Annotated in this window: 12 protein-coding genes; 10 read left to right on the forward strand and 2 right to left on the reverse strand. The window is 67.0% G+C overall.

Annotation, left to right across the window (positions count from 1 at the left end; genetic code table 11):
* The first annotated feature begins 125 nt into the window (after positions 1–125).
* The 10 genes from AC0LPE_RS22080 (at position 126) to AC0LPE_RS22125 (ending at position 9,767) form a co-directional block, all read left to right on the forward strand.
* Positions 126–1,067 (forward strand): alpha/beta hydrolase, encoded by a 942-nt coding sequence (locus tag AC0LPE_RS22080; protein WP_085470399.1) that lies wholly within the window; start codon positions 126–128, stop codon positions 1,065–1,067.
* A gap of 28 nt (positions 1,068–1,095) precedes the next feature.
* The gene (locus tag AC0LPE_RS22085; RefSeq protein WP_085470400.1) at positions 1,096–1,821 is read left to right on the forward strand and encodes an SDR family NAD(P)-dependent oxidoreductase; all 726 of its coding nucleotides are present in this window, start codon (positions 1,096–1,098) and stop codon (positions 1,819–1,821) included.
* A gap of 70 nt (positions 1,822–1,891) precedes the next feature.
* Positions 1,892–3,541 carry a flavin-containing monooxygenase gene (locus AC0LPE_RS22090; protein ID WP_443209098.1) on the forward strand — a complete coding sequence of 550 codons (1,650 nt, stop codon included), beginning with the start codon at positions 1,892–1,894 and terminating at the stop codon, positions 3,539–3,541.
* A gap of 71 nt (positions 3,542–3,612) precedes the next feature.
* Complete coding sequence (locus AC0LPE_RS22095) at positions 3,613–4,656, forward strand: 2Fe-2S iron-sulfur cluster-binding protein (RefSeq protein WP_490605240.1); 1,044 nt, start codon at positions 3,613–3,615, stop codon at positions 4,654–4,656.
* 202 nt (positions 4,657–4,858) lie between these two features.
* Positions 4,859–5,962: an alkene reductase gene (locus AC0LPE_RS22100; RefSeq protein ID WP_228525525.1), complete on the forward strand. Its 1,104-nt coding sequence runs from the start codon at positions 4,859–4,861 to the stop codon at positions 5,960–5,962.
* Positions 5,963–6,014: 52 nt separating this feature from the next.
* The gene (locus AC0LPE_RS22105) at positions 6,015–6,824 is read left to right on the forward strand and encodes a MaoC/PaaZ C-terminal domain-containing protein (protein ID WP_085470403.1); all 810 of its coding nucleotides are present in this window, start codon (positions 6,015–6,017) and stop codon (positions 6,822–6,824) included.
* A 37-nt stretch (positions 6,825–6,861) separates the two neighbouring features.
* Complete coding sequence (locus AC0LPE_RS22110) at positions 6,862–7,677, forward strand: mycofactocin-coupled SDR family oxidoreductase (RefSeq protein ID WP_443209099.1); 816 nt, start codon at positions 6,862–6,864, stop codon at positions 7,675–7,677.
* 14 nt (positions 7,678–7,691) lie between these two features.
* Complete coding sequence (locus tag AC0LPE_RS22115) at positions 7,692–8,201, forward strand: SRPBCC domain-containing protein (RefSeq protein ID WP_490605241.1); 510 nt, start codon at positions 7,692–7,694, stop codon at positions 8,199–8,201.
* A 38-nt stretch (positions 8,202–8,239) separates the two neighbouring features.
* The gene (locus AC0LPE_RS22120) at positions 8,240–8,989 is read left to right on the forward strand and encodes an SDR family NAD(P)-dependent oxidoreductase (protein ID WP_443209100.1); all 750 of its coding nucleotides are present in this window, start codon (positions 8,240–8,242) and stop codon (positions 8,987–8,989) included.
* A 37-nt stretch (positions 8,990–9,026) separates the two neighbouring features.
* Positions 9,027–9,767 (forward strand): SDR family NAD(P)-dependent oxidoreductase, encoded by a 741-nt coding sequence (locus AC0LPE_RS22125; protein ID WP_490605242.1) that lies wholly within the window; start codon positions 9,027–9,029, stop codon positions 9,765–9,767.
* A 48-nt stretch (positions 9,768–9,815) separates the two neighbouring features.
* On the opposite strand, the gene eutC is transcribed toward AC0LPE_RS22125, so the two are convergent.
* Complete coding sequence (gene eutC / locus AC0LPE_RS22130) at positions 9,816–10,583, reverse strand: ethanolamine ammonia-lyase subunit EutC (protein WP_490605243.1); 768 nt, start codon at positions 10,581–10,583, stop codon at positions 9,816–9,818.
* Positions 10,580–11,992 carry an ethanolamine ammonia-lyase subunit EutB gene (locus tag AC0LPE_RS22135; protein ID WP_490605244.1) on the reverse strand — a complete coding sequence of 471 codons (1,413 nt, stop codon included), beginning with the start codon at positions 11,990–11,992 and terminating at the stop codon, positions 10,580–10,582. The genes eutC and AC0LPE_RS22135 overlap by 4 nt, the downstream gene beginning before the upstream one ends.
* Positions 11,993–12,107 lie beyond the last annotated feature (115 nt).

Raw genomic sequence — 12,107 nt, forward strand, 5'->3', positions numbered from 1 at the left:
TGATGGTTGACGAGAAAGTAGCCAATGGCTACAGTTCTCTCAGCCCCAGTGATCGCGGTCACGTCACACAATTCCGGTTGCGATCGACCGGAGCACTCGTTCCTAGCGCACAAGGAGAGGAATCGATGTCCTACGCCGTCGATCCCGAATACCGGCCGATGATGGGATTCCTCCCCGAACTCGACGTCGCCGACGCCGAGAAGGCGCGCGCAGTCATCCGGTCCATGAGGACCGAAGATCCGATGACGGCCGTACCCGCAGGCGTCGCAGTGCACCACCGGACCGCGCCCGCAACCGACGGATCGAACATCGGCCTCGTCGTGTTCGAACCGGAAGACCGTACCGCGCAACCACTCCCGTGCGTCGTCTACTTTCACGGCGGCGGGTTCGTCTTCGGCGACGCCGCAACCGACGTCCGGGTTCCGTCGGCACTGGCCGCGAGCCTGGATGCGGTGGTGGTCTCCGTCGACTATCGACTCGCTCCGGAACACCCCTTCCCCACACCGTTCGACGACGCGTTCGACGCCCTGACCTGGGTCGCCGGCGACAACGACCTGGGGATCGACCCGACCCGGATCGTCCTCGCCGGAATCAGCGCCGGCGCCGGACTCGCCGCGGCGGTCGCGCTCGAGGCCCGCGACACCGGTGGTCCCGCGGTGATATTTCAGGCGCTGGACTCCCCCGTCCTCGACGACCGCCTGCTCACGACCTCTGCCACCGAGTACATCGATTCCCCGTTGTGGAACCGGCAGAACGGAATCGACAGCTGGCACCACTATCTGGGGGCCGACGCCGACCGGACCGCCACCTCGGCATACGCCGCCCCAGCACGGGCCACCGACCTCAGCGGCTTGCCCCCGGCGTACATCGCGGTCACCTCCTTCGATCCGCTCCGCGACGAGGGGATCGACTACGCCCAGCGGTTGACGCAGGCCGGCGTGGCCACCGAACTGCATCTCTACCCCGGAACCTTCCACGGATCGTCTGGAGTGTTCCCGCAGGCTGCGATCTCCCAGCGGATCGACGCCGACTACATCGCCGCCATCCGGCGAGCACTGACCAGCTGACCCACGAGCATCCCGGAATCGGAGAATCATGCCGCACCGCTTCGAAGGAAAGGTCGCGATCGTCACCGGTGGCGCACGCGGACAGGGCGAACGGATCGTCCGGACACTCGCGCGCGAAGGTTGCTCGGTCGTGATCGGTGACGTCCTCGACGACCTGGCGAAGACCGTCGCCGACGACCTCGGAGACTCCGTCGTCCACACCCACCTCGACGTGACCTCCCCGGAGGACTGGGCCGTCACTGTCGCCCTCGCGACCTCGGCCTTCGGCGGCCTCGACGTCCTCGTCAACAACGCGGCGATCTACCGCAAGCAACTCCTCGAGGACGAGACCGTCGCCGACCTCGACAAGGTCCTCGCCGTCAACCTGCGCGGACCGTTCCTCGGCATCCAGTCCGTCGCCCCCGCGATGCGCGCCCGCGGTGGCGGTTCGATCGTGAACGTCTCGTCGCTCGCCGGAACGACGTCCTATGCCGGGCACGGCTCGTACAGCATGTCGAAGTGGGCGCTGCGCGGACTGACACGGACCGCAGCGATCGAGCTCGAACCGTCGAAGATTCGGGTGAATGCGGTGCTGCCCGGCAACCTCCGCACCGACATGTCGCCGACCACCGGCTCCCCCGAGGCCCCGACCGGCCTCAAGCGCCAGGCCGACCCGCAGGAGACCGCCAACGTCGTGGTCTTCCTCGCCTCGGACGACGCGTCTTTCGTCAACGGCACCGACATCGTCGCAGACGGCGGCTCCCTGCTCGGGTAGCGGTCCCCACCCCCGAATTCCTCAGCAGGCCGCCTCGCGCCGCTGAAGGAGATCCGATCCTTGGAGGAGCATGTCCACCTCGACCCCGGAAGCCGGCCGTACCGCCGAACGCTTCGACATCGTCGTCATCGGCGCGGGCTTCAGCGGAATGTATGCGCTTCACCGTCTCCGTCAGCAGGGCCGTCTGGCCGTGTGCCTGGAGGCAGGCGACGGCGTGGGCGGCACTTGGTACTGGAACCGCTACCCCGGCGCCCGCGTGGACATCGAGTCCATGCAGTACTCGTACTCCTTCGACGACGATCTCCAGCAGGAATGGTCGTGGTCGGAGCACTTCTCGCCGCAACCGGACCTCGAGGCATACGCGAACCATGTCGCCGATCGCTTCGGCCTGCGTGAGGACATCCGCTTCGAGACCCGCGTCGACGAACTGACCTTCGACGAGTCCGCCGACGAATGGCATGTCGGTACCGCCTCCGGCGACCGCTTCGTTGCCCGGCACGTGATCGCGGCGACCGGCAGCCTCGACGTCTCGAACGTCCCGGACTGGCCCGGGCTGGATCGCTTCCGCGGCGAGGCGTACCACACCTCGCGGTGGCCCAAGGAGGGCGTCGACCTCACCGGCAAGCGCGTCGGTCTGATCGGTACCGGTTCCACGGGCATCCAGATCACCCCCGAGGTCGCTGCGGTCGCGGAGCACCTCACGGTCTTCCAGCGGACCCCGAACTTCAGCCTTCCCTCGCGCAACCGGAAACTGGATCCGGAATACCAGCAGGAGTGGAAGGCCAACTATCCCGAGCGACGCAAGCAGATCCTCGGCACCCACGGCGCGGTGCTCATGAGCAATGTCGCCGAGCAGCGTTCGATCTTCGACTACATCGAAGAAGAACGCGAAGAGGTCATGGAGCGGGCGTGGAACGCCCGGAACGGACTCGAGTTCATCCGGACGTTCACCGATACCTCCAGCGATCCGAAGGCGAACGAGATCCTCGCCGAGTTCGTGCGCAACAAGATCCGGTCCATGGTCCACGACCCGGAGACCGCAGAGCTCCTGTGCCCGAAGACCTATCCGATCGGCGGTAAGCGGATCTGCATCGACTCGGGCTATTACGAGACCTTCAACCGCGACAACGTGAGCCTGGTCGACGTACGGACCCATCCCATCGAGGAGGTCACCGAGTCGGGTCTTCGCACCAGCGAGTCCGAATACGACCTCGACGTGATCATCTTCGCCACCGGCTTCGACGCGATGACCGGTTCGATGTTGCGGATGAACGTGACCGGCGTCGAGGGAGCGCGACTCGCCGATCACTGGGCCGACGGACCGAGGACCGTCTTCGGTCTGATGACGGCCGGATTCCCGAACCTGTTCATGGTGCACGGCCCCGGCAGCCCCTCCGTCCTGGCGCAGATGATCACCACGGGTGAGTGGCAGGTGGACTGGATCCTGCGGACCATCGATCATCTCGAGGAGAACGAGATCTCCCGCTTCGGCGCCACCCCCGCGCAGGAGAGCGAGTGGGCGGCCGAAGTAGACACCACTGCCTCGCGCACGATGCATTCCCGCACCGACTCCTGGTACACGGGTGCGAACATCCCCGGCAAGCCGCGGGCCCTGCTGATGTATGTCGGTGGTTTCCAACGCTATTCCGACTGGTGCACCCGCGCCGCGGACGAGGGGTACACGGGGTTCGAGAAGAAGCAGCACGTACCCCTGTCCTGAGTCCGGATTCCTGATCACACAGTCGAATTCACGAGAACAACGTAGTCAACGGAGAGCGCAGGCGACCGAGAGTGAGCACCTTGCAGACCGTCGGTGTCGGATACGAACTGACCGTCATCGACGTCATCGAAGAGACCCCGGATTCGAAGTCGATCGTCCTGCGCACGCCGGAGAACTCTCGTGAACTGTTCGCGTACCGGCCCGGCCAGTTCCTGACCGTCCGGATACCGAGCGACCGCACCGGACATGTCGCCCGGTCGTACTCGCTGTCGAGCGCTCCCGGCATCGACGACGAATTGAAGGTCACCGTCAAACGCACCTCCGGCGGATACGGTTCGAACTGGTTGTGCGACAACGTCGAACCGGGCAATTCCCTCACCGTTCTGCCGCCCTCGGGCCGCTTCACGCCGGCGGATTTCACGAGCGATTTCCTGCTGTTCGCGGCAGGGAGCGGCATCACGCCGATCATCTCGATCCTGAAGACGGCCCTGCTCCGGTCCGATCGGTCGGTCGTTCTCATCTACGCCAATCGCGACCGCAAGTCGGTGATCTTCCACCGCGAACTCGAGGACTACGCCGCGAAGTTCGACGACCGCCTGACGATCCACTACTGGTTCGACGACGTGCACGGCATCCCTTCACGCGAGAGGTTCGCGGCACTGGCGGCGGAGCACACCACACGGGAGGTGTTCGTCTGTGGCCCCGGCCCGTTCATGGACGGCGTCGCCGAAGGGGTGCGAGCGGCAGATGTTCCCGCTGAGCGCTTCCATCAGGAAGTGTTCGTCTCGCTTTCGGGCGACCCCTTCGAAGCACCGGCGCCGCTCGTCGACGACGATCCCGCCTCTGCGGTGGAGACGGTCGTGCACCTGGACGGCGAGTCGCATCGGTTCGAGTGGCCGAGCGGCAACACTCTCGTCGATGTACTGCTCGACCGCGGTGTCGACGTGCCGTTCTCCTGCCGATCGGGTGAGTGCGGATCCTGCGCGTGCACAGTGGTTTCGGGGAAGGTCGTGATGGAGAAGTCGGACATCCTCGACCCATCGGATATCGCCGAGGGGTACATCCTCGGATGCCAGGCACGTCCCGACTCGGGTCCGATCGAGATCGAGTTCTGACCCCGTTCACTCGACGGGCCGGATGTGTTGACGCTGTCGCAGCCAAAGGCTACAGTGATCCCCATCACGGCCCGTTCGAGTGAGATCTGTTCTATACCAATATTTTCCGTCGCGAATCGATCTCCGGACACCACGGTCCGGTCGAATTCCGCGCCGCGGCCGTGAACAAGAGTCGTAGACCTCCTCCAGAAAAGAGACAGCGTTGACTCGGTTGTTCGACACCCATCGGCTCGGCGGACTCGTCCTCGACAATCGTCTCGTGATGGCGCCCATGACACGGGCACGGTGCATCGACACCATCCCCACCGCGGAGACGGCGGAGTACTACCGCCAGCGGGCGACCGCCGGACTGATCGTCACCGAAGGCACACCGATATCCCCGGAAGCGCAAGGCTACGTATACGTCCCGGGAATCTGGTCGCCGGCGCAGGTCGCCGGATGGCGCACGGTCACCGACGCCGTCCACAGTGAGGACGGGCGGATCTTCGCCCAGCTCTGGCACGTCGGCCGGTTGTCGCACGCCTCCCTCCAGCCGGACGGCGGACAACCCGTCAGCGCAGGCGCCGTGCCCGCTCCGGAGAGCAAGATCTTCGCGCTCGACGACGACGGGAACGTCGGCTTCGTCGACGTCGGTGATCCCCGCCCGCTGAGCACCGAGGAAGTCGGCCGCGTGGTCGACGACTTCGCCCGTGCAGCAACCAATGCCGAGGTGGCCGGCTTCGACGGTGTCGAGTTGCACGGCGCCAACGGCTACCTGTTCGAACAGTTCCTCAACCCCGCGACCAACACCCGATCCGACCGGTACGGCGGCTCCTACACCGATCGCGCCCGGTTCCTGCTCGAGACGGTCGACGCCGTGATCGACGTCCTCGGCTCCGCCCGCGTCGGGATCCGGCTCTCCCCGTTCAGCGAACTGTTCGACATGCCCGCCTATCCCGAGGCCGCAGAGACCTATCTGTACCTGGCCTCGGAACTGTCGCGCCGTAACCTCGCCTACATCCACCTCATCGACCAGCGGCCTGCCGGCGGTCGGCTTCTCGACATCGACTTCCTCACGGCCTTCCGTGCCCGGTTCCGGGGAACGATCATCCTCGCCGGCGGAATGACCCAGAAGCACGCCGACGAACTGTTCGAACGGGACCTGATCGACCTCGCCGCTTTCGGGCAACCGTTCATCGCGAACCCCGACCTCGTCGCACGCCTGCAGAACGGGTGGCCGCTGACGGCACCGGACCCGAACACCTACTACGGCGGGGGCGCCGAAGGCTACCTCGACTATCCGCGATTCACCCCGGCGCGCGTGTGACGCGGCAGATACATCACACGCGCGCCGTCAACACCAGAAGGGATCTCCATCGATGACCGAAACGACGTCGACCCCCACCCGGTGGCGTGGCCTCGACCTGGGCACCCGAGTGGTCGGCTACGACGAGCGCGACGCCGTCCTGTACGCGCTGGCGGTCGGCGCCCGCGCCACCGACCTCGACCTGGTCTTCGAGGACCGGCTCCGCGTCCTGCCCACCTTCGCCCTGACCCTGGCACAGTGGGCACCCGATGCGCTGGGCGCACTCGGGGCGTTCGACACGAAGACCGCTCTCCACGGCTCCCAGAGTCTCGACGTGCTCGCTCCCCTGCCCCGGTCCGGCGAGATCTCGATGTCGGCGCGAGTCGGCGAGGTCTGGGACAAGGGCCGCGCCGCGGTCTTCGAGGTGGTCGTCGAGAGCGACTACTTCGTGGCCACCTGGTCGCTGTTCGCCCCCGGCGCGGGCGGATTCGGTGGCGATCGCGGCCCGTCGGCGCCGTCCGCACCCGAGGGGGACCCGACCGTCGTCGGCACTCTGACGACCGATCCCGATCAGGCCGCTCTCTACCGCCTGACCGGCGACCGGCACCACATCCACATCGATCCCGACGCCGCAGCACGCATCGGGCAGCCGCGTCCGATCCTGCACGGCCTGTGCACCCTCGCTGCGACCACCCTGCCTCTCGCAGACCTGCTCGGCGCCCACCCGGCCGACCTGAAGACCCTGTCCGGCCGGTTCGCGGCACCCGTCTTCCCGGGCGACACCGCGCAGGTCCGTGCCTGGGGCGACGCGACCGGCGCGCGCTTCGACGTCACCACCGACGGCGGTGCCGTCTTGAACGGTGGACACGCGTCCTTCGCCTGAGCCCGACCCTACCCACCCCCGTTCCGAACGGAGCACCATGACGAGCACACGCCGCTTCGAAGGCAAGATCGCTTTCATCACCGGAGCCGCCCGCGGCCAGGGCCGCGCCGAAGCCGTCCGGCTCGCGAGCGAGGGCGCCGACATCATCGCCGTCGACATCTGCAAGCCCCTCGAATACCCCGCCTATCCCGGCGCCACCCCCGACGATCTGGCCGTCACCGTCAAGGAGGTCGAAGCGCTCGGCCGGCGCATCGTCGCCCGCGAGGTAGACGTCCGCGACTTCGACGCGCTCCAGCAGGCGCTCTCGGAGGGCGTCGCCGAACTCGGCGGCCTCGACGTCGTCGTCGCCAATGCCGGTGTCTGCACCGCCGCCACCACCTGGGAGCACGCCCTCGAGCAGTGGAAGGAGACCATCGACATCAACCTGACCGGGGTCTTCCACACCGTCAAGGCGGCCGTGCCGATCCTGCTCGAGCAGGGCCGCGGCGGCTCCATCGTCATGACGAGCTCGGTGGCGGGCTTGCGCGGGCTGCCGTTCGTCGCCGCATACTCGGCCAGCAAGCACGGAGTCGTCGGCCTGTGCAAGACCCTGGCCAACGAACTCGGACAGCACCGCATCCGCGTCAACACCGTTCACCCCGCCGGGGTGACCACCGACATGCAGCCCGTCGAGATGCAGCAGATGATCGCCGACCACGCCGCCACCCTCGGTCCGATCTTCATGAACGCCCTGCCCGACGAGGCGACCGACGCGGAGGACATCGCCGGAACCGTCGCCTGGCTGCTGTCCGACGAAGCCCGTCACATCACCGGAGCTCAGATTCCGGTCGACCTGGGAACCCTCATCCGCTGACCTTCGGAGGAACGATGACCGAACTGTCCATCCCCGCATACGATTCTGCTACCACCGTTCGCTCTGCCACGGTCGAGATCGACGCACCCGCGAGCGTCGTCTGGGAGGTCCTCACCGACCTCGACAACTATCCGAGCTGGAACCCCTTCTGCATCGCGGTGGAATCGACGCTGGAAATCGGTGCGCCCGTGAACATGACGCTGGCCGACTACTCGGGAGCCACGGAGACCTTCCCGTACACCGAATACGTCTGTGCCGTGGTGCCGGAACGCCTGCTGTCGTGGGAACTCCGTCCCACCGAACTCTCCGCGCAGGCCGCGCGACGCGATCAGGTGATCGAACCGATCGACGAGAACCGGTGCCGCTACTACTCCACCGACGCCTTCCTCGGCGAGGAAGCACACCAGATCATGGCCGACAGCGGTGCGTGGGTGAAGCGGGCGTTCGACGACACCGCCGTCGCACTGAAGAAGCGCAGCGAAACGCTGCACGCCGAGCGCACCCTCGGTTCGCCCACCGCCTGACATTTCCACTTCCCGGCACCACCATCCGAAAGGCCGACATGGCACACCGTATGCAGGACAAGATCGTCATCATCACCGGCGCTTCCTCCGGTCTCGGCCGGGCGACCGCCGAACTGATGACCGCCGAAGGCGCTCGCGTGGTCATGGCGGACATCAGCCAGGAGGCGGGTGAGGCCGCAGCGCAGGAGATCGGCGCCGACTTCGTCCGCACCGACGTCGGCAACCCCGTCGAGGTCGACGCTCTCGTCAGCGGGACCGTCGCCCGATACGGACGACTCGACGTGATGTGCAACAACGCCGGAGTCCACGCTGCCGGCCCGCTTCTCGACACGACGAACGACGACTTCGAGCGTGTGGTCGCCGTGAACTTCGCCGGCATCTTCTACGGCACGCGAGCGGCAGGTCGCGTCATGGCGGAGCAGGGATCCGGCGTCATCGTCAATACGGCCTCGAACGGCGGTTACCTGCCCACCGAGGGTATGGCCGTCTACTGCGGCACGAAGGCGGCCGTGGTCGCGATGTCCAAGGCGTGCGCACTCGAGCTCGCACCCAAAGGTGTTCGCGTGAACACGATCTCGCCGGGCACCATGCTGAGCGGCATGGTGCCGGACGTGGAGGGCATCGTCGACGTCCTCGACAAACTCCAGCCCATCGGATACGCCGCGAAACCCTCCCAGATGGCCACAGGAATCCTGTACCTCGCCTCGGACGACGCGAACTACGTCACCGGGCACGATCTGATCGTCGACGGTGGGGCCACTGCCGGTCGGGTCGCTCTCGGAGTCTGACATCCCACATGCGGAACTCCGCGAAGGGAGCGGGTCGATGAATCGATTCGAGAACAAGGTGGCGCTGGTGACCGGCGCCGCGAGCGGGATCGGCCGTGCGGTCGCGGAACGCATCGCTGCCGAAGGTGGGGCCGTGGTCGTCGCCGATATCCAGGACGACCACGGCACCGCCGTGGCGCAGTCGATCGTGGACGGGGGCGGTCGAGCCGTCTACCGGCACCTGGACGTCTCCTCCGAAACGGAGTGGCAGGAGACGATCGCCGAAACGGTCGACACCTTCGGGGGCCTCGGGATCCTGGTGAACAACGCCGGAATCGCTCACCCGGACCTGATCGAGGACACCGACACGGAGCTCTACGCCCGGGTCATCGCGGTGACGCAGACCAGCGTCTTCCTCGGTCAGCGTGCGGCGAGCTCCGCGCTGAAGGCGTCCGGCTACGGTTCGGTCGTCAACGTCAGTTCGATGTTCGGCGTCGTCGGAGGCTTCGGATCCGCTCCGGCGTACGCGGCCGCGAAGGGCGCGGTGCGGACGCTGTCCAAGAACACGGCCGTCGCCTGGGCGTCGGAAGGTGTCCGGGTGAACTCGGTGCACCCGGGTTTCATCGACACCCCCACCCTCGGCGATCAGGGACGCGAGCGGATGACCGCACTGACACCGATGGGTAGGCTCGGCACCTCGGACGAAGTGGCCGGCCTCATCGCGTTCCTGGCGAGCGACGAAGCGTCGTTCGTCACCGGTGGGGAATTCCTCGTGGACGGCGGCTATACCGCGCAGTAATCAGCAGGTCCTCGATGCAGCGGAGCGCGAAATGGTCACAGGCGCGCGTTATTGCGCGCTCCGATGACCGATTCCCGCTCCGCTGTCGGGTTCGGTGAGCGCGGGGTCCCGCGAGGTGTCCTTCAACGCCACCCCCGACGCCCCCAACTGCCGCGCCCCGTTCACGAGGGCCGCTACGACGCGCGCCGCGTGCTCGTAGGTCATCCCGCCGGGCGGATGGATGTTCGACACGCAGTTGCGTTCGGCGTCACTGCGTCCCGGCCTCGGGTGGTGCGTCAGGTACACGCCGACACTGTCGGCCACCGACAGGCCGGGACGTTCGCCGATGATCACGAGCATCGTCGTGACGCCGAGCCGCTCACCGATACGGTCGCCCAGCGCGACGCGGGCCTGCGTCGCGATCACCGGTGACGCCACGGTCAGCCCCGGCAGGGCAGCGACGATCGCCGCGAGCAGATCGGGTCCGTGGGCGTCGAGAGCGGTGGACGACAACCCGTCGCACAGCGCGATGCCGAGATCGGCCTCCGTTCGCGGCAGCATGGTTCCCTCGGCGAGCTGCCGGCCGAGGTCGGGGCGACGCAGATACGTACTGCGATCTCCTGCTGCGCTTTCCACGATCAACTGCTCACCGAGCCCGAGATCACGAACCCGCTGAGCCAAGGAATGCACATCGAGCGGGACGTGCACGGCGTCGCGCGCCTCGGCATGGGCCGCCACGAATTCCAGATGACGGCGTGTCGGGATGCTGTTCCCGGTGCGTCCCAGTCCGATCCGGGCCTGGGTGTGCCGACGCAGTTCGTCCCACAGGTCGCTCACAGGGCACCTCCGAGTGCGCGCAGCGGGGACGTGCCGACGTCCACCGGCAGGATGCGACCGACGTCGTCCGCCATACCCTGCCTGCGTAGCCAGTCCTCGAACTCCGGTGCCGGTCGCAGATCGGCGGCCTCCCGGACGTACAGCGCGTCGTGGAACGACAGCGACTGGTAGCCGAGCATCACGTCGTCGGCACCGGGCACCGTGATGACGAATGCTGTTCCGGCAACGGCCAACAGGGTGAGCAGGGTGTCCATGTCGTCCTGGTCGGCCTCGGCATGGTTGGTGTAGCAGACGTCGACGCCCATCGGCAGGCCGAGAAGTTTGCCGCAGAACTGGTCTTCGAGCCCGGCGCGGATGATCTGCTTGCCGTCGTACAGATATTCCGGTCCGATGAACCCGACGACCGTGTTGACGAGCAGCGGTTCGAACTCGCGCGCAACGGCATACGCGCGCGCTTCGAGAGTCTGCTGATCCACCGGCCTGCCCCCGGTGCCGAGATGGGTTCCCGACGACAACGCCGAACCCTGCCCCGTCTCGAAGTACATGACGTTGTTACCGACGGTCCCCCGTCGCAGCGACCTGCCGGCCTCGTTGCCCTCCCGCAGCACTGCGAGGTCCACACCGAAGCTGCGGTTGGCGCCCTCGGTGCCGGCGACGGACTGGAACACCAGGTCGACCGGCGCGTCCTTCTCGATCAGATCGATCGTGGTGGTGACGTGGGTCAGCACGCACGACTGGGTGGGGATCTCGAATCGTTGCCGGATCTCGTCGAGCAGGTGCAGCAGGTCGGACACCGCGTGCGGTGAGTCGCTCGCCGGATTGATGCCGACCACCGCGTCGCCGCAGCCCATCAGCAGACCGTCGAGGACGGACGCGGCGACCCCACGAGGATCGTCGACGGGATGGTTCGGTTGCAGGCGCGTCGCGAGCCGGCCGGGCAACCCGATGGTCGTGCGGAACGCGCTGGTCACCGTCGCAGCGCGGGAGACCGCGATGAGGTCCTGGTTGCGCATGACCTTGCTGGTCGCTGCGACCATCTCCGGGGTGAGTCCCGGCGAGAGTGCCGCGAGCACGTCGGCGGAGTCCGGTCGGGCCGCGACCTCCAGCAGGTGGTCGCGCAGCTCCCCGACGGTCATGTGCGAGACCGGGGCGAAGGCCGTCGCGTCGTGGGTATCGACGATCAGCCTGGTGACCTCGTCGGTCTCGTACGGCACGACCGCCTCGGTGAGGAAGATGGTCAGCGGGAGGTCGGCGAGGGCCAGCTGTGCCGCGGCACGTTCGGCATCCGAAGTGGCAGCGCATCCGGCGAGTTCATCGCCCGAGCGGCGGGGGGAGGCCTTCCCGAGCAGATCGACGAGGCCGTCGAACTCGTAACCGGTTCCGCCGAGCTGTTGTCGGTAGATCGTCATCGAGGCCTCCCGCGCAGGACCGGTTCGACGGATGTGAGCACGCAGTGGAGTGCAGCATTCCACTTTTTCGCCGTCGTGTCCGGCGAGTGTCGCGAACGAAACGCCGCTGGTCGTC

This window comes from Rhodococcus sp. S3, from assembly GCF_058211795.1.

Bases quoted from the DNA above. Each gene is read 5' to 3' on its own strand.
- AC0LPE_RS22080 (WP_085470399.1), top strand. From the start codon at position 126: ATGTCCTACGCCGTCGATCCCGAATACCGGCCGATGATGGGATTCCTC.
- AC0LPE_RS22085 (WP_085470400.1), top strand. From the start codon at position 1,096: ATGCCGCACCGCTTCGAAGGAAAGGTCGCGATCGTCACCGGTGGCGCA.
- AC0LPE_RS22090 (WP_443209098.1), top strand. From the start codon at position 1,892: ATGTCCACCTCGACCCCGGAAGCCGGCCGTACCGCCGAACGCTTCGAC.
- AC0LPE_RS22105 (WP_085470403.1), top strand. From the start codon at position 6,015: ATGACCGAAACGACGTCGACCCCCACCCGGTGGCGTGGCCTCGACCTG.
- AC0LPE_RS22110 (WP_443209099.1), top strand. From the start codon at position 6,862: ATGACGAGCACACGCCGCTTCGAAGGCAAGATCGCTTTCATCACCGGA.
- AC0LPE_RS22115 (WP_490605241.1), top strand. From the start codon at position 7,692: ATGACCGAACTGTCCATCCCCGCATACGATTCTGCTACCACCGTTCGC.
- AC0LPE_RS22120 (WP_443209100.1), top strand. From the start codon at position 8,240: ATGGCACACCGTATGCAGGACAAGATCGTCATCATCACCGGCGCTTCC.
- AC0LPE_RS22125 (WP_490605242.1), top strand. From the start codon at position 9,027: ATGAATCGATTCGAGAACAAGGTGGCGCTGGTGACCGGCGCCGCGAGC.
- AC0LPE_RS22135 (WP_490605244.1), bottom strand. From the start codon at position 11,992: ATGACGATCTACCGACAACAGCTCGGCGGAACCGGTTACGAGTTCGAC.